A 17,819-nucleotide genomic window follows, 5' to 3' on the forward strand; every position below is an offset into this window, starting at 1 on the left:
GGGTTACAGGTAGCCGAGCTTCCGGGGCAGCCAGAGCGCCAGCTCCGGAACGAAGGTCACCAGCACCAGCGCGCCGAGCATCGCCGCGACCATCCACAGCACCCAGCGCACCGTCGATTCCATGCTGATGCCGGCCACCCGCGTGGTCACCATCAGGTTCACCGCCATGGGCGGGGTGAACTGGCCGATGGCGAGGTTCATGGTCAGCATCACGCCGAACCACACCGGGTCCCAGTGGAAGGCGGTCATGATCGGGGTCAGCAGCGGCAGCAGGATCAGGAAGATCGACACCGCGTCCAGCACCATCCCCAGCGCCAGCAGCGCCACGTTCAGCAGCAGCAGGACGAGAACCTCGCTGCCCACCCCGTCGATCGCCAGGGCGGCGACCCGGTCGAAGGCGCCCATCGTGCTGCCCGCCCAGGCGAAGACGCTGGACAGCGCGATGATGAGCAGAACCACGGCGGACATCTCCGCCGCTTCGGCCAGCACCTCGTACAGCTCGCGCCAGGTCAGGCTGCGGTAGACGAAGACGCCGACGGCCAGACCGTAGAAGACGGCGACCACCGCCGCCTCGGTCGGGGTGAAGGCGCCGGTGCGCAGCCCGCCCAGGATGATGACCGGGGCCAGCAATCCCCAGATCGCCTGCCGCAGGCTGCGCCAGAAGGGCGGGCGCGGCCCGGCGTCCTTCAGGCCGAAGCCGTGCTTGCGCGACAGCCAGATCGTCGGCGCCAGCAGCGACAGGCCGGCCAGGATGCCGGGGATCAGCCCCGCCGCGAACAGCGCCGGCACCGACGCCTGGGGCACCAGGACGCTGTAGATGATGAAGGCGACCGAAGGCGGAATCAGGATGGCCGTCGCCGCCGCCGCCGCGATCACGCTGGCCGAGAAGGCCTTGGGATAGCCGGCCTTGTGCATGGACGGGATCATCACCGTGGCAACCGCGGCCGCGTCGGCGGGGCCGGAGCCGGAGATGCCGCCCATCACCATGCAGACCAGGATCGCCACCACGGCCAGCCCGCCGTTCTTCGCCCCGACGATGGAGGAGGCGAAGGTGACGAGCTGCTTGGCGACGCCCGCCCGCTCGAAGATCAGGCCGGCCAGGATGAAGACCGGGATGGCCAGCAGCGGGTATTTGGCGATGCCGGCATAGACGTTGGTCGGAACCGATAGGATGCCGAGCTGCGCGTCGAGGATCGCCAGCGATCCCGCCAGCCCCAGGGCCACCGCCAGCGGCGCGCCGATCACCAGAAGCAGCAGGAAGCCGCCGAACAGAATCGTCAGCGCCATCAGGCGGTCCCCTTCGCCGTGCGGATCAGGCGCCCGATGACGCGCAGGGCGACCACCGCCGACAGCAGCGGAAGCCAGACCGTGTAGAGCCATTGCGGGTTGCCCAGGCCGGGCGAGGTTTCCTCGAACCGCCACTGGTCGTAGGTCAGGCGCCCGCCGTACCAGACGAGCAGGCCGAACATGGCGAGCGCCGCCGTCCAGGCCACCAGTTCCGTCACCCGGCGCACGGGCGGCGGCAGCTTGTCGGCGAGGAAGGTGATGCGGATGTGCCGGTCGGCGGCGGCGGCGACGGCGGACCCGAACAGCGTCATGACCACCAGCAGGAAGATCGAATATTCCTCGGTGAAGGCCAGGGACACGTCGGTCAGGTAGCGCGTCACGACGTTGGCGAAGGTGACGAGGCAGAGGGCGGCCATGGACAGGGCGGCCAGCGAACGCTCCAGCGTCACCGGCACCCGCGTCTTGGGCTGCTCCGTCGCCATGCCGGCTTCCAGCAGATCATTGTTCATTGGGAAATCTCGAATTGGGAACCGGTTGCCCCCACCCTCCCGCTTCGCGGGTCCCTCCCTCCCCTGCGACAGCGGGGGAGGGTCAGGGTGGGGGCAATGGCACGGCGAGCGGCAGGCTTACTTCCGGTCGGCGACCGAGGTCTCGGCGGCCTTCACGAGGTCGGGGCCGATGGTCTTGGCCCACTTGTCGTAGACGGCGCGCGTGGCGGTCTGGAACGCCTTCTGCTGCTCGGGCGTGAGCTGCACGACCTCCACGCCCTGGGCGGCGATGTCCTTGAGCAGGCTGTCGTCCTGGGCGGTGATGCCCTTGCGGGCGATGGCGACCTCCTCCGCGGCGGCCTGGACGGCGGCGGCGCGCACCGCCTCCTGGTCCTCCTTGGACCAGCTGTTCCAAACCTCCTTGTTGACCACGAAGATCAGCGGATCGGCGACGTAGCCCCACAGCGTCAGGTGCTTCTGGCCCAGCGTCGGCAGCTTGCCGGCGACGAAGACGCCGACCGGGTTCTCCTGACCGTCGACGGCGCCGGTAGACAGGGCGGGCTGCGCGTCGGCCCAGCTCATCTGCGTCGGGTTGGCGCCGAGCGCGGTGAAGGTGTCGAGGTAGAGCGGCGAGCCGACGACGCGGATCTTCAGGCCCTTCAGGTCCTCCGGCTTGCGGATGGCGTGCTTGGAGTTGGATATCTCGCGGAAGCCGTTCTCGCCCCAGGCCAGCGGCACCACGTCCTTGGTGGCGAGCAGGTCGAAGAGCTGCTTGCCGACCGGACCCTGGGTCAGCGCGTCCATGGCCTTGTGGTCGGGCATCAGGAAGGGCAGCGAGAAGAGGTTCAGCTCCTTCACCTGCGGCGACCAGTTGATGGTGGAGCCCACCGCCATGTCGATCACGCCCTGGCGCAGCGCGGTGAATTCCTTGGTCTGGTCGCCGTTCACCAGCGCCGAGCCGGGATACATCTTCACATTGATGCGCCCGTTGGTCTTCTCCTTGACCAGCTCGGCCCAGCGGTCGCCGCCGATGCCCCAGGGGAACGGCTTGCCCAGCACGGTGGACAGCTTGTACTCGGCCTTGTAGTCCGCCGCCGCCGCGCCGCTGGCGACCACGCCCGGCAGAACCATGGCGGCCAGCGCCAGACCGGCGAACAGCGCCTTCATCGACTTCATTCTTGTTTCCTCCCGCATACCGCAAACGAAAGATCGGACCGGGATCGTACAGAGGCACGCACGACTGTTCCACGCGGAATTTGACGGCCCGCCCCCAAGCCTGGGACAATGCGGGCATGCAAATGCGGATGTTCCCAACAATCGGGGTTTTGGCCTTAGGGCTTCTCGGGGGGGGCTGGCCCTTCCCGCGGGTGCGGCCCTGGCGCAAGCGGCGGCGGCGCCCGCCGTCCCGCTCGGTCCCAACCCCAGCGAATGCGAGATCCAGGCTGCCCTGTTCGGCGCCGCAGGGCCCGGCTGCCCGCCCATCGTGATGAAGCGCCCGCCGCCCCCGCCCGTCGCGGCGGCGCCCCCGGCTCCGGCATCGGCTTCCGCACCGGCTCCCGCCCCGGTGGCCGTGCCCGCCCTGCCGGGGCCGCCGCCGGACCCGCCCGTCGCGGCGCTGAAGGCCGGGCTGCGCGCCGCCTTCCGGATCGGCTTCGACTTCAACTCGGCGCGCATCCGTCCGGAATCGCGGGCGGTGCTCGACCGCATCGGCGCGGTGATGACGGCGCCGGAGGCGGCGACCGCCCGCTTCCGCATCGTCGGCCACACCGACGCGGTGGGCGGCGACGCGGCCAACCGGGCGCTGTCGCAGCGCCGGGCCGACGCCGTGGCGGATTATCTGGCGGAACGGCACGGTGTGCGCCGCGACCGGCTGGACACCGCCGGGATGGGCGCGCGGGAACCGCTGCTGCCCAAAAAGCCGAAGGCGGCGGAGAACCGGCGGGTGGAGATCGTCAATCTGGGAGGGTGAGCTTTTCTCCGCCCCCTACCCGTCGAGGTCGTCCCAGCCCCGCCGCTCCCAGGCGCCGTCGATGAAGGCGGCGGCGCGGGACGAGCGCGGCAGGCCGCAGCAGGTCAGGACCGAGGGCGGAACCCGCCCGCCGCCGCGGCTCCACCACAGGCTGGCGCGGGGGGGCAGCGGGCCGACGCGCTCCTCGACCACGGTGGCGACAGTGGGGTCGGCGCCGTTCGGTTCCGGACGGCCCAGGATCGCCATGCGGGCGGGCAGAGCGTCCACGTCGGCCCCGGCGCGGCAGGCGTCGGCGGCGATGGATTCCGCGCGGGTGAACCAGTGCAGGCAGGCCACCGGCACCACCGCGAGGTCGGTGCCGTAGGGCAGCGTGCCGACGATGGTGAAGGGGTATTGCCGGCCCACCCGGTCGGCGCTGGGCATCATGATGCCGGCGAGCGGTGGTTCACCGCACAGGCCGGGCGACAGGGCGAAGCGCCAGACCGGGGCCGACTGGAACAGCCGCTCCCAGGGCGAGCCGAGCTGGCGCACCGCCGCGTCCAGAACCTCCGTCAGCCAGGCGTCCCAGGGAAGCAGCACGCCGCGCGGCAGGCCGTAGCCCACGAAATCGCCGCGCGCCGGCACCTTCCCGTGGAAGCCCACCGCGAAACCGGGACTCATCAACCGGCCCCGCCGTTGTTGATCACACGGGGAGCCGGCGAGGCCGGCTGGCCCAGCACGTCGAGGACGCGGGACACCAGCGCCTCGTCCGGCGGCACCGGGGCGAATCCGGCCTCCACCAGCGCGGCCAGATGATCGCCGAGCGCCCGGCGCTCCGCCTCATGGGCGGCGCCGGGGAGCGTGCGCTGCCAGTCGGCGGCCAGCCATTCGGCCAGAACCGCCGGGTCCAGCGGCTCCCGCCCGCCGATCATGGCGTAGGCGCGCAGGCTCTGCCGCAGCAGGTCGGGCCGCGCCCAGCCGGTGCGCAGCTGCTCCTCCAGCCGCAGCACGATGCGCGACAGGAACACGCTGCGCAGCGCCCGCCGGTAGACGTCCTCGGCGGGCAGGCCGACGCGCTCCCCCTGCGACAGCCCGAAGCCGAGCAGGGAGGCCCGCCGTTCCGCCCGCTCGGTCCAGCCGGCCGGCAGGGCGCGCAGCGCGTCGAGCGCCGGCAGGACGGCGAGGAAATCGGAGTCCTCCACCCGCGTCAGCGAGCGCGGCGGTGTGTCGAGGGCGCGCAGCCGCTCCTCCGCCACCGCCACGGCGGCCTCCGCCCGCGCCAGCAGCGCCTCGTTGGCGCGATGGCTGCTCAGCCCGGCCAGCCCGAGCAGCAGGCCCGCCGCCGCCGTCCCGCCCAGCGCCCAGACGTGGCGCCGCCGCCGCGCCCGCTCCAGCGCGCGGTCCACCCCGACCATGTTGGCCTCGGGGAAGACGACCTCGGGCAGCAGGCGTTCCAGGAAGAAGGTCTGGGCCGGCGATTCCGCGGAGGCGCCGGGCTGGGTGGCGCTGGTCAGGTAGATGCCGCGCAGCAGCGGCACCGCCTCGTCGGCCTCCGCGGTGAAGGCGGTGTCGACGAGGTCGGCCAGCGCCGCCTCGAAGGCCGCCATCCGCAGCGGGAAGGCGAAGGCGTCGCCGCGCCGCTGGATGTCCGGCTCCTGGTGCAGCCGTTCGGGAAGCCGCTCCTCCAGCCGGCGCAGCAGCGCCGCGTACTGCGCGTGGAAGCTGGCCAGCGGGCCGGGCGGCAGGTCCTCCACCGGGAAGGTGATGCCCCAGATCTGGGCGCGCTCCGCCCGGTCCAGCGGGTCGAAATAGGTGGTGAAGCCGTCCACGAGGTCGGCCTTGGTGCACAGCAGATAGACCGGCACGCGGATGCCGAGATGGGCGCGCAGCTCGCCCAGCCGCTGGCGGATGGTGATGGCGTGGTTGTGCCGCTCCGCGTCGCTCCAGCCGGCGAGGTCGGTCAGGCTGATGGTCAGCAGCACGCCGTTCACCGGCTGGCGCGGGCGGTGCTCCTTCAGCAGGTCGAGCAGGCCGGACCAGACGCGCCCGTCGATGGCCCGGCGGCTGTCCTGGGTGGTGTAGCGGCCGGCCGTGTCGATCAGCACCGCCTCGTCGGTGAACCACCAGTCGCAGTTGCGGGTGCCGCCGAGATTCTGCACCGGCATGCCGTCCAGCCCGCCGCCCAGCGCCGCGCCCAGCCGGGCGTTGGCCAGCGCGGTGGTCTTGCCCGAGCCGGGGGCGCCGATCACCAGATACCAGGGAAGCTGGTAGAGATACTGGCCGCCCCAGCGCGCGCCGAAGCGCTGCGTCTTCAGCCGGTCGATCACCGCGTCCAGCCGCTCGCGCACCGTGCCCAGCTCGTCCAGCGACGCCTTCAGCTCGGGGTCGCGGGCCGCCGCCAGCGCCTCGACGAAACGGGCGTTGGCGGCGCTCTGCCGGCCGTCCTCGTGCCGGTTCAGCGCGTACCACAGGCCGATCAGGACCAGCGCCGGCAGCAGGCGGGCCAGGCCGCCGAACCCGAGCAGCGGCATCACCGCCCAGCCGAGCAGCCCGACCGACAGGGCGACCGCGAGCGTGGTCCACCAGCGCAGGCGCGGCGCCATCGCCGGATCGGCGCGGCGGACCCTGCCCTGGGACGTCTTGGAGCGGGTGTGCGGAGACGGTTCGCTCATGGACCGCGGCCTATTCGGGGTAGAGGCGGACATCGACGCGCCGGTTGGCGCCCCGGTTGGCCGGCGTGGTGTTGGGGGCCAGCGGCTCGCGCTCGCCCCGCCCTTCGGCGGTCAGGCGCTCGGCGCCCAGCGTGCGCTCCAGGATCTTCAGCACGGCCACCGCCCGCGCCTCGGTCAGCGCCTCCGGCGTCGGCAGCCCGCCGCCGCGCGGGGTCTGGTCGTCGGTGTGGGCGACCACCACGACCCGCCCGGCCTCCGGCCCGAGCGCCTGCCCGACGCGGTCGACCACGGCGCGGTAGCGGGCGCGGATGGCGTCGCTGCCGGTGGCGAACATGCCCGCCCCCTCGATGCGGATGACCAGCGCCCCGTCGTCGCCGGCCAGCACCGCCACGGCGCCGGAGCGGATCTCCGGCTGGAGCAGGGCGGTGACCCGGACGGCCAGCGCCGGACCCGCGCTGGGCGGCGGCGGCGGGACGGCGCGGACCAGCTCCAGCGGCCGGTCGGGGAGCAGCGCGCCCAGCCGGGCCACCACCGCGTCCGCCCGGCCGCCCAGCGAGGCCGACAGGTTCAGGAACAGCCCGCCGAGCAGCGTCGCCACCGCCACCGCGGCCAGCCAGGGCGGCAGGACGTGCCCCAGCGGGCGGAATCGTTCGGCGACGCCCCGCCATTGCGGCGACAGCGCGCGCTCCCGCTCGCCGCGCAGGCGGCGCAGCACGCGGAACAGCTCGTCCCGCAGATGGGCAAGGTCGTGGGCGCCGCGCGGCTTGTCGCGGAACTTGCCCTCGAAGCCCAGCGACAGGCAGGCGTAGAACAGCTCCAGCTCCAGCCGGTGAAGGCGCGGGTCGCTCAGCATGGTGTCGAGCAGGTCGAAGAAACGGTCGGGCCCGCCGGCGCCGGGATCGACCACCGCCGCCAGCCCCTCGCGCGCCCAGCGGCAGCGCGCCCCCCAGGGGGTGGCCCGCACCACGTCGTCCAGCATGGTGCACAGGGCGAAGCGGGCGACGCGCACCTCCTCCGGCGGGACGCCGATGGCGGCGGCCTCCTCCTCGAAGCGGCGGACCTCGGCGAGGATGGCGTCGCGCAAGGCTTCCGGGTTCTCGTGCCCCGAGCGTTCGCGCAGCGCCCCGGCGAGGTCGAGCAACGGCCCGGCGGCGGCCAGCAGCGGGTTCAGCGCCCCGCGCAGCCGCGCCGGCTGGTCCGGCGGCGCCTCCGCCTGCGGGCGGTCCTCCGGGGCCACGGCGGGCCCCGCCGCGAGGAAGGCCGGGAGCGCGCGCGGCCCACCGCCGGACTCCGCGGAAAACTCCCCGCCGTCCCGCAGGCCCGCCCCGCCGCCGAAGCGTCCGTCCGATTCCATGCCCCCGCCGCCGCTCTGCTGTATGATGGTCCGTGTGATGGGAAATCCCCCGCCGGAGGAGGTATAGCAGGCCCGGCCGGATGGGGAAATCGGAGGGTTTGATGCAAATCGCGGAAGAGGTGCGTGGCGACGTGACGATCCTGCGCCCGGTGGGTCCGATCGACAGCGCCGCCGCCCCCCGGTTCGAGGCGCGGCTGTTCGCCGCGCTGGCCCCCGCCACCCCGGACGCCATCCAGGATGAGCCCGCAAAGGCGCCGGCCGGGCTGGTGCTCGACCTGTCGGCGGTGACGCAACTGACCCCGGCGGGGCTGCGCTCGCTGCTGCTGGCGGTGCGGCAGGCGCGGCCGGGCGCGGGAAGCGCGGGGGTGCGGTCCGGCGTGCGCATCGTGCTGGCGGCGGTGCCCGGCCCGATCCGCGGCGTTCTGGAGGAGGCCGGGCTGGCGGCGCTGCTGGAGAGCCACGGCGACCTCGAGGCCGCCGTGCGCGCCGCCTCACGACAATGAACTAATCCATATTGCGAAGACTGGAGTCGTAGAGCTGCTGCGCCAGGATAGTCTTCAGCAGCGCCTCGACGGTAACGCTCATGTAGCGCGCCTGCTGTTCCAGACGCCGATAGACGTCGAGCGGCAGATCAAGCGTCACGTTGACCCTGCTGGCGTGGGGAAACTCGGCCATATCCCCTCTCCATCTCTGTGAACCGCGTCACGCGACGCCGGGCCACAGACGATAGGACTCCCCTTGGGCGCGGTCCATGGCGCAGTCCGCGAAGCGCGCTGTGCGGTTGCGCCGGACCGCTCCCCCAAATTGGAGCCCGTCAGGCCGCGGCCCGCAGCGCCCCATGGACCTCCGCCAGGATCTCGTAGGAGCGCACCCGCGCCGCGTGGTCGTGGATGGCCGAGGCCACCATGATCTCGTCGGCCCCGGTTTCGGCGAGGAAGGAGTCGAGCCCGCGCCGCACCGTCTCCGCCGAGCCGACGAAGGAGCAGGACAGCATGTTCATCGCCTGCGCCTTCTCCAGCGGCGACCAGAAGCTCTCGATGTCGTCGATGGGCGGCGGCAATTGGCCGCGGGTGCCGCGGATCAGACGGGCGAAGCTCTGCTGGGCGGAGGTGAAGAGCCGGCGCGCCTCCGCGTCGGTCTCGGCGGCGACGACGTTCACCCCGACCATGACGTAGGGCCGGTCGAGCTGCGCCGAGGGGGTGAAATTCTCCCGGTAGACCTGAAGCGCCCTCTTCAGCGCGTCCGGCGCGAAGTGCGAGGCGAAGGCGTAGGGCAGGCCAAAGGCCGCCGCCAGCTGCGCGCCGAACAGGCTGGAGCCGAGGATCCACAGCGGCACGTTCGACCCGGCGCCGGGCACCGCCTGCACGCGCTGGCCCGGCTGGACGGGGCCGAGCAGGGCCTGAAGCTCCAGAACGTCCTGGGGGAACTGCTCGGCCACCGACGGGTCGCGGCGCAGGGCGCGCAGCGTCATCTGGTCGGTGCCGGGCGCCCGGCCCAGCCCGAGGTCGATGCGGCCGGGGAACAGCGCGTCGAGCGTGCCGAACTGCTCGGCGATGACCAGCGGCGAGTGGTTGGGCAGCATGATGCCACCGGCGCCGACCCGGATGGTCGAGGTGCCCGCCGCGACATGGCCGATGACGACGGAGGTCGCGGCGCTGGCGATGCCGGTCATGTTGTGGTGCTCGGCCAGCCAATAGCGGCGGTAGCCCAGCCGCTCGGCGTGGCGGGCGAGGTCAAGCGTGTTGCGCAAGGCGTCGCCCGGCGTGCTGCCTTCCGGCACGGGGGCGAGGTCGAGGACGGAGATGGGGAAGCGGGATGTGTCGTCGGTCGGCATGAAAGGGGTATCCAATGAAACGGGAAGATCAGGGGAGGCTTTTACCCCCACCCCGGCCCTCCCCCGCTTCGCAGGGGAGGGAGAACCCAGTCCCCTCCCCTGCGTCAGCGGGGGAGGGTTAGGGTGGGGGCAATACGGAGCTAGAACGCCGCCCCCTCCTCCACCCAGTCCTGAACGCTCCTGGCCAGCGGCTGCCCCTCCGGCAGGAAGGCCAGCGAGACGGAGTTGATGCAGAAGCGCATGCCGGTCGGCGGCGGGCCGTCGGGGAAGACATGGCCCTGGTGGCTGCCGCAACGGGCGCACAGCGTCTCCACCCGCACCATGCCGTAGCTGTTGTCCTGCACCAGCTTCAGGTGGGCGTTCTCGTAAGGCGCGGTGAAGCTGGGCCAGCCGGTGCCGGATTCGAACTTCGTCCCGGAACGGAACAGCGGCAGGCCGCAGAGACGGCAGGCGTAGGTGCCGGGCTTCTTGTTGTCGAGCAGGCCGCCGCAGAACGGCGCCTCCGTCCCGTGGCTGAGAAGGACGTGCCGCTCCTCGTCCGACAGGCGTTCCACCAGCGCCGCGCGCTGCTCCGGCGTCGGCGGCGTCAGGTCGAAGGGTCCGGCGGTCGGGGAACGGTCGGCGGGGGCGGACATCGGGCGGCTCCAGTGACGGGGTGACGGTCCTAGGGGATATGGGCCAGTCGGTCGCGGATGACACCCGGCGTCAGGCTGCTATCTTCCCTGCACGGAACGAATGGAGGGAGAGACCAGCCATGACCGGAACGACCACCGGAAAGACCATTGGCGCGACCGGCGCCTGGACGCACCTGACGGCGTCCGACGGGCACCGGCTGACCGCCTACGAAGCCCGGCCCGTCGGGCCGGAGAAGGGGCGGCTTCTGATCATCCAGGAGATTTTCGGGATCAACAGCCACATCCGCCACGTCTGCGACGACTACGCGGCGGACGGCTACCACACGCTGGCCCCCGCCCTGTTCGACCGGGCGCAGCGCGGGGTGGAACTGCCCTACGACGAGGCCGGCGTCCAGCGCGGCCGCGAGCTGATGGGTGCGGTCAGCGTCGATGACGCGCTGACCGACGTGGCGGCGGGGCTCGCCCATCTCGGCGGGGCGGAGGGGGCGGCCATCGCCGGCTATTGCTGGGGCGGCACCATCGCCTGGGCCGCCGCGTCGCGCCTGCCGGTCCGCGCCGCCATCGCCTATTACGGCGGCGGCATCGGCAACCGGCTGGACGAGGTGCCACGCGCGCCCGTGCTGCTGCATTTCGGCGAGACGGACCACGCCATCCCCCTGTCGGTGGCCGAGGCGGTGCGCCAGCGCCATCCCGCCGCCGTCACGCACCTCTACCCCGCCGGCCACGGCTTCAACTGCGACGAGCGCGCCAGCTACGACGCGGCCAGCGCCGCCCTGGCCAAGCGGCGCACGCTGGGCCTGCTCCAGGCGGTGTTCTGAAAAGAAAAAGGCCCTTCCCCCAGCTCCGGAGGAAGGGCCTTCCTTCAGGTCACGTCGTTACGTGGCGACGTCCGGCTTGGTGCGGCCGGTGTGACGCTCGATGCCGGCCAGTTCCGCCGCCAGATCGGCCAGCGGCTTCAGCGCCACCGGGGCATCCAGCCCGTGCTCGCCGCCGACCGGCTCGTACCGCTCGAAATAGACGCGCAGCGTGGCGCCCGACGTGCCGGTGCCGGACAGGCGGTAGACGATGCGCGAGCCGTCCTCGAAGCCGACGCGCAGGCCCTGCCGCTCCGACCGGCTGCCGTCCACCGGGTCGGTGTAGGCGAACTCGTCCGCCGCCGCGACGGTGCGCCCGCCGAGAGACGTGCCGGCCAGCGAGGGCAGTGTGCCGCGCAGCTCCGCGATCAGGGCGTCGGCGGCCTCCTGCGGGATGGCCTCGTAATCGTGGCGGCCGTAATAGGTGCGGCCGTAGGTGCCCCAATGCTCAGCCATCAGCTCGGCCACCGACAGGCCGCGGGCGGCCAGCACGTTGAGCCACATCAGGACGGCCCACAGCCCGTCCTTCTCGCGCACATGGTCGGCGCCGGTGCCGAAGCTCTCCTCGCCGCACAGGTTGATGCGCCCGGCGTCGAGCAGCGTGCCGAAGAACTTCCAGCCCGTCGGCGTCTCGTAGCAGGAAATCCCCAGCTTCGCCGCCACGCGGTCCACCGCCCGGCTGGTCGGCATCGAGCGGGCGACGCCCGCCAGACCGCCCTTGAAGGCCGGGACGTGGGTGGCGTTGGCGGCCAGCACGGCGAGGCTGTCGCTGGGCGAGACGAAGACGTTGCGGCCGAGGATCATGTTGCGGTCGCCGTCGCCGTCCGAGGCGGCGCCGAAGTCCGGGGCGTCCAGGCCGAACAGCCGCCCGACCAGCTCCTCCGCGTGGGCGAGGTTGGGGTCGGGGTGGTGCCCGCCGAAATCCTCCAGCGGCGTGCCGTTGATGACGGTGCCGGCGGGGGCGCCCAGCCGGCGCTCCAGGATCTCCGTGGCGTAGGGGCCGGTGACCGCGTGCATGGCGTCGAACACCATGCGGAAGCCCGACGCGAACAGCTTGCGGATCGCCGCCATGTCGAACAGCGATTCCATCAGCTCCGCGTAGTCGGCCACCGGGTCGATGACCTCCACCGCCATGCCGCCGAGCGAAGTCTCGCCGAGCCGGTCGAGGTCGAGGTCCGGCGACTCCAGCGTCTTGTACGCGTCGATGGACTTGGAGCGGGCGAAGAAGGCGTCGGTCATCGATTCCGGCGCCGGGCCGCCGTTGGCGGCGTTGAACTTGATGCCGAAATCGCCGTCCGGGCCGCCGGGGTTGTGGCTGGCCGACAGGATCACGCCGCCGATGGCGCCGCGCTTGCGGATGACGCAGGAGGCCGCCGGGGTGGACAGGATGCCGCCGCGCCCGACCACCGCGCGCGCGACGCCGTTGGCCGCGGCCATGCGCAGGATGGTCTGGACGGCGGTGCGGTTGTGATACCGCCCGTCGCCGCCGATCACCAGCGTGGCGCCGGACAGGCCGTCGACGCAGTCGAAGATGGATTGGACGAAGTTTTCCAGATAGCGCGGCTGCTCGAAGACCTTCACGGCCTTGCGCAGCCCCGAGGTGCCGGGCTTCTGGCCGTCGAAGGGCGTGGTCGGACAGGTGACGGGAACCACTGGGCGTCCTTTCTTGATTCGGATCGGGCCGGGGCGGCGCGCCGTCGCACCGCCACCCCGGCCCCGCCACGATGCGCGGCTTTGCGCCGCCGTTCAACCGGGCCGAACGACACCCTACCTTCGGTGGACCATCGTCGATGGACCGAGGCCTTACGCCTCTTCGACCGAGACGGCTTCCGGACCCTTCTCGCCCTGCCGGACGGAGATGCGGACGCGCTGGCCGTCGTTCAGACCCTGCAGGCCGGAGCGCTCCACCGCCTTGATGTGGACGAAGACGTCCTGGCCGCCGCCGTCCTGGGCGATGAAGCCGAAGCCCTTGGTGGCGTTGAACCACTTCACGGTGCCCTCGGTCTGGGTGGCCGGGCCGCCGGCCGCACGGCGCGGGCCGCCGAAGCCGCCCCGGTCGCCCCCACGATCCCCACCCCGATCGTCGAAGCCCCGATCGCCACCGCGATCGTTGAAGCCACGGCTGTCGCCCCGGCCACCGAACCCGCGGTCACCGCCGCGATCGCCTCCCCGATCCCCGCCCCGATCGTTGAAACCACGGTTGCCGAACCCGCGGTCGCCCCCACGGTCGTTGCGGTCGCCGAAGCCACCCCGCTCGCCGAAGGACGGGCGCGGGCCCTGGGCGCGGGCCGGGCGGGCCGGGGCGGCGGTGGAGGTGTCCACGGAATGCAGGGCGGAGACCTGGTTGCCCTTGCGCCCCTCGACGATGTCCACCACGACGGTGGCGCCGTCCGGCAGGGACTCGTGGCCGGCGGTGGCGACGATGGCGGCGGGGATCAGGGCGTCGGGCGACCCGTCCTCGAACTTGACGAAGCCGAAGCCGCGGTTGGGATCGTACCACTTGACGGTGGCCTGAACCTGGGTGCCGAGGACGACGGGCTGGCGGTAGACGTGCTGGCGCGGGGGTTGACGGTGCATGAGACCCACTGAACTCCAAGAGGCGACTCGGCACCGACCTTCGGTGCCGAGAGAAGACATCGCTTTTCCCCGCGCGAATCACAAGACCGCAGGAGCGCCGTTTCGCGCTCCCGCGGCCCTGGTGCCATTTTTCTCCCCGCCGGGCGGTTTCAGGCCAGCCGCTCGGGGTTGGGCGGCGGTTCCTCCGGAGGAACGGGGATGGCGTCCGGCGGCTCCTTGATCGGCGGCCGCGAGGGGTCGCCGGGCATGTCCGGCATGCCGGGCGGCGGCACCGGCATGTCCGGGGTCGGCGGGGAAGGAGGAAGGGGACCGGCGACGCTGAGGTCGGCGGCCATCAGTTCGGCCATCATCCGCGTTGTCGCCATCAGCCGCCCCCGCCCATCGCGCCACCGCCCGGCGCGGCGCGGGTCAGGCCGCGCGCCTTGTCCAGCGACTCCATGCAAAGCTGCTCGTTGCCGTCCTTCGCGGCGGAGCGCGCGGCCGTCACCAGCGATTCGATCTGGGCGTTGCGCGCCGCCTGCCCCATCGACCCGCTCTCCATGGAGGAGCCGCTGTTCGGCGCGGCGTCGGGCCGCACCGCCGGGGCGGTCGGCATGGGAGCGCCGGTGCGCGGCGGCTCGATCACCGCTTGATCGCCCGAGGCCGGCGGCGCCACCACCCCGCCCGAGCGGGCGAGCTGGTCCGGCGTCGTGCCGGAACTGCCACCCAAACCTCCATCGGGCAACGCCCCGTCCCCCGCGGTGGAGCCGGAGCTGCCCGGCGGCATCGCGACCGGCGGCGGGGTGGCCGACAGGTTGTTTTCGGCGGCGAAGCGGTCGACCAGTGCGGCGCAGCTTCCCTGCGCCAGGGCGGGACCGGCGCCGCACAGCACGAGGCCGGCGGCGAGCAATAGGCCCTGTGGGATCGGATGTCGTGCCATCGGTTGCCTCCCCATCAGCAATACCACCCTCAACCGGCGTAGCGGTGCAGCGGTTCCGCCCGCCTTTTTCCCGCCACGGACACCATTGGGTGGTGCCGTTTCGCCCGCTCCTCCTGTTGATGACGCGACGGACAACGGCGGGGGAGAGGGGGTGCGATGGATGGCAACCGAGAAGGCCGTGCGGATGTCTCGGCGGAGGCCGAGGCCTTCTACACGGAGAGTCTGAAGGTCCTGAAGGAGTCCGGAATCCCCTTCCTGCTGGGCGGCACCTACGCGCTCAGCGCCTACACCGGAATCACCCGGCCGACCAAGGACATCGACATCTTCTGCCGGGGCGGCGACTTTCCGCGCATCCTCGCGCATTTCCAGGACCGCGGCTTCGGCACGGAGATCGAGGACGAGCGCTGGATCGGCAAGGTCCTGCACGGCGACCTGTTCTTCGACGTGATCTTCAACTCCGCCGCCGCCATCAACCCGGTCAACGACCGCTGGTTCGAGGAGGATCACCGCGCGCTGGTCTGCGGCGCCGACGTGCAGCTCATCCCGCCGACGGAAATGGTCTTCTCCAAGGCCTTCGTGCAGATGCGGCACAAGTACGACGGCCCCGACGTCGCCCACATGATCCTGAAGCAGCACGCCCACATCGACTGGAAACGGCTGCTCGGCCACATGGAGCAGTATTGGGAGGTGCTGCTGATGCACGTCCTGAACTTCCGCTTCATCTACCCGACGGAGCGCGACCACATCCCCGCCTGGCTGTTGCAGGAGCTTCTGGACCGGCTGAACGAGCGCGCGAAGCTGCCGGTGCCGCAGACCCGCATCTGCCGGGGGCGGCTGTTCTCGCGCGAGGATTATCGGATCGACGTCACGGACTGGGGGTTCGCCGACGTCGTCGGCGAGGAAACGAAGCATGGTTGAACACATTCGGTCTGAAGGAACCATCAAGGTCGCCGCCATCGGCGACATCCATGTGGGGGAAACCTCCACCCATCCCTACCGCGAGCTGTTCCAGGAGATCGCCGACCGGGCGGACGTCCTGGCACTGGCCGGCGACCTGACCAACCACGGCAAGCCGCGCGAGGCTGAGGTTCTGGCCGAGGACCTGCGCGCCATCGGCATCCCGGTGGTCGCCGTGCTGGGCAACCACGACCACGAATGCGGCCACGTCGAGGAGCTTCAGCGCATCCTGGAGCAGGCCGGCGTCCGCTTCCTCGACGGCAACCCGGTCGAGATTCGCGGCGTCGGCTTCGCCGGGGTGAAGGGCTTCGGCGGTGGGTTCGAGAACCGCATGCTCGACGCCTTCGGCGAACCGGCGATCAAGCAGTTCGTGCAGGAGTCGCTGAACGAGGCGATGCGGCTGGAAAGCGCCCTGCGCCAGCTGGAAACGGAACGGACGATGGTCGTCCTGCACTACGCCCCGATCGCCGAGACGGTGCGCGGCGAGCCGACGGAGATCTATCCCTTCCTCGGCTCCTCCCGTCTGGCGGAGACCATCGACCGCTTCCACGTCCAGGCGGTCGTCCACGGCCACGCCCACCACGGCAGCTACGCCGGCAAGACCCTGCGCGGCACGCCGGTCTACAACGTCGCCCAGACCATCGAGAAGGAGTCGGGGAGGCCCTACGCGCTGATCGAGCTGTGATGGCCGCGCCGCGTCAGCCCGGCCGCCGCGCGCCGGCCCACAGCGTGCCCAGCCCGGCCGCGGCGATCAGCGCCCCGCCCAGCAGCACCGCGGGCGACGGGTGTTCGCCCCACCACAGGAAGCCGATGGCCGCCGAGGCGGCGATCCCCAGATAGTCGATGGGCGCCAGAACCGCCGCCGGCGCGCGGCGGAAGGCGGCGGCGTTCAGCAGGATGGCCGCCCCTGCGGCGAGACCCAGCAGCAGGAAGGCCGGCAGGTCGGCCGCATCGGGCAGCCGGAAACCGCTCAGCAGGGCCGCCGGGGCGGTCAGCAGGCACCCGGCCAGCACGAAGACCAGCCCGGTGGCCGCCGGGCCGTCGGCCTGGGCCGTCCGCCGGGTCGCCAGGATGCACACCGCGTTCAGGAAGGCCATGGCCAGCATGGCGAGGCTCCACGGCTCCAGCCGCGTCGGCGGGGCGATCAGGAAGACCCCGGCCATCCCCAGCGCGACGCAGAGGGCGGAGGCCGCCCCCGCCCGCTCCCCGATGGCCCGGCCGGACAGCAGCACCACGAACAGCGGGGCCGCGTAGGACAGGGCGACCAGATCGGCGAAGGGCAGATGCTGGGTCGCCGCGTAGAAGATCAGCGCCGCCCCGACGCCGCTCAGCGCCCGCACCGCGTGGCCGCCGGGCCGGGTGACGGACAGGGCGCGCCGCCCGGCCATCGCGACGGCCGCCGGGACGACCACCAGCAGAGACAGCAGGAAGCGCAGGAACAGCACCTCCGCCGCGCCGTAGCGGGCGCCCAGGTCGCGGGCCAGCGCCCCGGCGGTCAGCACCAGGGCGAGCGACGCCGCCATCAGCAGCGCCGCCCCCGCGATGCCGGATTGCCACCCAGCGCCCGTCCGGATGGTCCGGGCGGGCAGGATGATCCGCTCAGCGGGCGGACCGCTCAAGCGTCGCGCACTCCCTGAGGAACTCCTCGCGCAGCTCGCGCGATTCCAGCATCTCCCCGTGGAAGGAGCTGTTGACCATGCGGCTGTCGTGACCGGCGCGCACGCCGCGGTGGGTCTTGCACATGTGCACGGCGCTGATCCGCACGGCCAGCCCGCGGGGCCGTGTGGCCTCGACGATGAAGTTGCCGATCTGCTTGACCAGCTCCTCCTGGATCTGGAAGCGGGCGGCGAAATGATCGACGATCCGGTCGTACTTGGACAGGCCCAGGATGTTGCCGCCCTTGGCCGGCAGGATGCCGATGAAGGCGGTGCCGTAGATCGGCATCAGGTGATGCGCGCAGGTCGAGCGCACGGCGATCGGGCCGGTGACGATCAGATGGTCGAATTCCTCGGCGTTGCGGAATTCGGTCAGCTCGGGCGGCGCCGTGAAGCGTCCCTTCAGAAGCTCGCGCACCAGCATCTTGGCGACGCGGCGCGGCGTGTCGCGGGTGTTGTGGTCGTTGCGGTGGTCGATCCGCAGCACATCGAGCAGCTCTTCGACCTTCCGCGACGCGGCGTCGATCATGGCAGCCTCGCCCGCGGCGTCCAGCGGCGTGTCGAGCGCCTCGTTCGACCGGCGCGCCTCCATCGCCTCCTGCACGAGGGCGAGAACATTTGCCTGCACCGTCATAAAAC

General features: G+C 72.0%; 20 protein-coding genes. 5 read left to right on the forward strand and 15 right to left on the reverse strand.

Annotated features, from left to right (window positions below; all coding sequences use genetic code 11):
* Window positions 1-3 precede the first annotated feature (3 nt).
* From D3869_RS06615 to D3869_RS06625, 3 genes are all read right to left on the reverse strand, one after another.
* The gene (locus D3869_RS06615; protein ID WP_137139408.1) at window positions 4-1,287 is read right to left on the reverse strand and encodes a TRAP transporter large permease; all 1,284 of its coding nucleotides are present in this window, start codon (window positions 1,285-1,287) and stop codon (window positions 4-6) included.
* Window positions 1,287-1,796, reverse strand: coding sequence for a TRAP transporter small permease (locus tag D3869_RS06620; protein WP_247895749.1), 510 nt, complete (start codon window positions 1,794-1,796; stop codon window positions 1,287-1,289). Before D3869_RS06620 ends, D3869_RS06615 begins: the two co-directional genes overlap by 1 nt.
* A gap of 117 nt (window positions 1,797-1,913) precedes the next feature.
* Window positions 1,914-2,951: a DctP family TRAP transporter solute-binding subunit gene (locus D3869_RS06625; RefSeq protein ID WP_175426409.1), complete on the reverse strand. Its 1,038-nt coding sequence runs from the start codon at window positions 2,949-2,951 to the stop codon at window positions 1,914-1,916.
* Between the two features lie 388 nt (window positions 2,952-3,339).
* Here D3869_RS06625 and D3869_RS06630 point away from each other — a divergent pair, with 388 nt between their 5' ends.
* Window positions 3,340-3,744 (forward strand): OmpA family protein, encoded by a 405-nt coding sequence (locus D3869_RS06630; RefSeq protein ID WP_247895750.1) that lies wholly within the window; start codon window positions 3,340-3,342, stop codon window positions 3,742-3,744.
* 15 nt (window positions 3,745-3,759) lie between these two features.
* Here D3869_RS06630 and tagF read toward each other — a convergent pair whose 3' ends face one another.
* Genes tagF through icmH form a run of 3 tightly spaced genes read right to left on the reverse strand, consistent with a single transcriptional unit; the run spans window position 3,760 to window position 7,749 of the window.
* On the reverse strand, window positions 3,760-4,404 hold the full coding sequence (gene tagF, locus D3869_RS06635; protein WP_014239131.1) for a type VI secretion system-associated protein TagF: 645 nt from the start codon (window positions 4,402-4,404) through the stop codon (window positions 3,760-3,762).
* Window positions 4,404-6,395 (reverse strand): type VI secretion system membrane subunit TssM, encoded by a 1,992-nt coding sequence (tssM, locus tag D3869_RS06640; RefSeq protein WP_247895751.1) that lies wholly within the window; start codon window positions 6,393-6,395, stop codon window positions 4,404-4,406. Before tssM ends, tagF begins: the two co-directional genes overlap by 1 nt.
* Before the next feature lie 10 nt (window positions 6,396-6,405).
* Complete coding sequence (gene icmH, locus D3869_RS06645; RefSeq protein ID WP_137139410.1) at window positions 6,406-7,749, reverse strand: type IVB secretion system protein IcmH/DotU; 1,344 nt, start codon at window positions 7,747-7,749, stop codon at window positions 6,406-6,408.
* 101 nt (window positions 7,750-7,850) lie between these two features.
* Between icmH and D3869_RS06650 the strand changes: the two genes are divergently transcribed.
* A complete protein-coding gene (locus D3869_RS06650; RefSeq protein ID WP_175426410.1) occupies window positions 7,851-8,252 on the forward strand; it encodes an STAS domain-containing protein in 402 nt (133 codons plus the stop codon).
* Between the two features lies 1 nt (window position 8,253).
* Here D3869_RS06650 and D3869_RS33010 read toward each other — a convergent pair whose 3' ends face one another.
* From D3869_RS33010 to msrB, 3 genes are all read right to left on the reverse strand, one after another.
* Window positions 8,254-8,424 carry a hypothetical protein gene (locus D3869_RS33010; protein WP_014239127.1) on the reverse strand — a complete coding sequence of 57 codons (171 nt, stop codon included), beginning with the start codon at window positions 8,422-8,424 and terminating at the stop codon, window positions 8,254-8,256.
* Window positions 8,425-8,563: 139 nt separating this feature from the next.
* Window positions 8,564-9,583: an LLM class flavin-dependent oxidoreductase gene (locus tag D3869_RS06655; protein WP_137139412.1), complete on the reverse strand. Its 1,020-nt coding sequence runs from the start codon at window positions 9,581-9,583 to the stop codon at window positions 8,564-8,566.
* Between the two features lie 140 nt (window positions 9,584-9,723).
* Window positions 9,724-10,218, reverse strand: a complete 495-nt coding sequence (msrB, locus tag D3869_RS06660; protein WP_137139413.1) for a peptide-methionine (R)-S-oxide reductase MsrB — start codon at window positions 10,216-10,218, stop codon at window positions 9,724-9,726.
* A gap of 119 nt (window positions 10,219-10,337) precedes the next feature.
* Between msrB and D3869_RS06665 the strand changes: the two genes are divergently transcribed.
* On the forward strand, window positions 10,338-11,036 hold the full coding sequence (locus tag D3869_RS06665; RefSeq protein ID WP_137139414.1) for a dienelactone hydrolase family protein: 699 nt from the start codon (window positions 10,338-10,340) through the stop codon (window positions 11,034-11,036).
* Between the two features lie 57 nt (window positions 11,037-11,093).
* Here D3869_RS06665 and D3869_RS06670 read toward each other — a convergent pair whose 3' ends face one another.
* The 4 genes from D3869_RS06670 to D3869_RS06685 form a co-directional block, all read right to left on the reverse strand.
* Window positions 11,094-12,725, reverse strand: coding sequence for an alpha-D-glucose phosphate-specific phosphoglucomutase (locus tag D3869_RS06670; protein WP_137139415.1), 1,632 nt, complete (start codon window positions 12,723-12,725; stop codon window positions 11,094-11,096).
* A gap of 150 nt (window positions 12,726-12,875) precedes the next feature.
* The gene (locus D3869_RS34400) at window positions 12,876-13,649 is read right to left on the reverse strand and encodes a cold-shock protein (RefSeq protein ID WP_137139416.1); all 774 of its coding nucleotides are present in this window, start codon (window positions 13,647-13,649) and stop codon (window positions 12,876-12,878) included.
* Window positions 13,650-13,798: 149 nt separating this feature from the next.
* On the reverse strand, window positions 13,799-14,014 hold the full coding sequence (locus tag D3869_RS06680; protein ID WP_114861414.1) for a hypothetical protein: 216 nt from the start codon (window positions 14,012-14,014) through the stop codon (window positions 13,799-13,801).
* A complete protein-coding gene (locus tag D3869_RS06685; protein ID WP_137139417.1) occupies window positions 14,014-14,568 on the reverse strand; it encodes a hypothetical protein in 555 nt (184 codons plus the stop codon). Before D3869_RS06685 ends, D3869_RS06680 begins: the two co-directional genes overlap by 1 nt.
* 156 nt (window positions 14,569-14,724) lie before the next feature.
* Between D3869_RS06685 and D3869_RS06690 the strand changes: the two genes are divergently transcribed.
* The gene (locus tag D3869_RS06690; protein ID WP_137139418.1) at window positions 14,725-15,486 is read left to right on the forward strand and encodes a nucleotidyltransferase family protein; all 762 of its coding nucleotides are present in this window, start codon (window positions 14,725-14,727) and stop codon (window positions 15,484-15,486) included.
* Window positions 15,479-16,210 (forward strand): metallophosphoesterase family protein, encoded by a 732-nt coding sequence (locus D3869_RS06695; protein WP_137139419.1) that lies wholly within the window; start codon window positions 15,479-15,481, stop codon window positions 16,208-16,210. The genes D3869_RS06690 and D3869_RS06695 overlap by 8 nt, the downstream gene beginning before the upstream one ends.
* Before the next feature lie 13 nt (window positions 16,211-16,223).
* On the opposite strand, the gene D3869_RS06700 is transcribed toward D3869_RS06695, so the two are convergent.
* On the reverse strand, window positions 16,224-17,144 hold the full coding sequence (locus tag D3869_RS06700) for a DMT family transporter (RefSeq protein ID WP_137139420.1): 921 nt from the start codon (window positions 17,142-17,144) through the stop codon (window positions 16,224-16,226).
* Window positions 17,125-17,814 (reverse strand): GTP cyclohydrolase I, encoded by a 690-nt coding sequence (gene folE / locus D3869_RS06705; RefSeq protein WP_175426411.1) that lies wholly within the window; start codon window positions 17,812-17,814, stop codon window positions 17,125-17,127. Before folE ends, D3869_RS06700 begins: the two co-directional genes overlap by 20 nt.
* Window positions 17,815-17,819 lie beyond the last annotated feature (5 nt).

Source organism: Azospirillum brasilense (assembly GCF_005222205.1).
GTDB classification, from domain to species: Bacteria; Pseudomonadota; Alphaproteobacteria; order Azospirillales; family Azospirillaceae; genus Azospirillum; species Azospirillum brasilense_G.

Excerpts from the sequence above, each read along its gene's own strand:
- D3869_RS06685 (WP_137139417.1), bottom strand. The coding sequence starts at position 14,568 with ATGGCACGACATCCGATCCCACAGGGCCTATTGCTCGCCGCCGGCCTC.
- D3869_RS06665 (WP_137139414.1), top strand. The coding sequence starts at position 10,338 with ATGACCGGAACGACCACCGGAAAGACCATTGGCGCGACCGGCGCCTGG.
- D3869_RS33010 (WP_014239127.1), bottom strand. The coding sequence starts at position 8,424 with ATGGCCGAGTTTCCCCACGCCAGCAGGGTCAACGTGACGCTTGATCTG.
- D3869_RS34400 (WP_137139416.1), bottom strand. The coding sequence starts at position 13,649 with ATGCACCGTCAACCCCCGCGCCAGCACGTCTACCGCCAGCCCGTCGTC.
- D3869_RS06690 (WP_137139418.1), top strand. The coding sequence starts at position 14,725 with ATGGATGGCAACCGAGAAGGCCGTGCGGATGTCTCGGCGGAGGCCGAG.
- D3869_RS06695 (WP_137139419.1), top strand. The coding sequence starts at position 15,479 with ATGGTTGAACACATTCGGTCTGAAGGAACCATCAAGGTCGCCGCCATC.
- D3869_RS06625 (WP_175426409.1), bottom strand. The coding sequence starts at position 2,951 with ATGAAGTCGATGAAGGCGCTGTTCGCCGGTCTGGCGCTGGCCGCCATG.
- D3869_RS06680 (WP_114861414.1), bottom strand. The coding sequence starts at position 14,014 with ATGGCGACAACGCGGATGATGGCCGAACTGATGGCCGCCGACCTCAGC.
- D3869_RS06655 (WP_137139412.1), bottom strand. The coding sequence starts at position 9,583 with ATGCCGACCGACGACACATCCCGCTTCCCCATCTCCGTCCTCGACCTC.
- folE (WP_175426411.1), bottom strand. The coding sequence starts at position 17,814 with ATGACGGTGCAGGCAAATGTTCTCGCCCTCGTGCAGGAGGCGATGGAG.
- D3869_RS06615 (WP_137139408.1), bottom strand. The coding sequence starts at position 1,287 with ATGGCGCTGACGATTCTGTTCGGCGGCTTCCTGCTGCTTCTGGTGATC.
- msrB (WP_137139413.1), bottom strand. The coding sequence starts at position 10,218 with ATGTCCGCCCCCGCCGACCGTTCCCCGACCGCCGGACCCTTCGACCTG.
- D3869_RS06620 (WP_247895749.1), bottom strand. The coding sequence starts at position 1,796 with ATGAACAATGATCTGCTGGAAGCCGGCATGGCGACGGAGCAGCCCAAG.
- tssM (WP_247895751.1), bottom strand. The coding sequence starts at position 6,395 with ATGAGCGAACCGTCTCCGCACACCCGCTCCAAGACGTCCCAGGGCAGG.
- D3869_RS06650 (WP_175426410.1), top strand. The coding sequence starts at position 7,851 with ATGCAAATCGCGGAAGAGGTGCGTGGCGACGTGACGATCCTGCGCCCG.
- icmH (WP_137139410.1), bottom strand. The coding sequence starts at position 7,749 with ATGGAATCGGACGGACGCTTCGGCGGCGGGGCGGGCCTGCGGGACGGC.
- tagF (WP_014239131.1), bottom strand. The coding sequence starts at position 4,404 with ATGAGTCCCGGTTTCGCGGTGGGCTTCCACGGGAAGGTGCCGGCGCGC.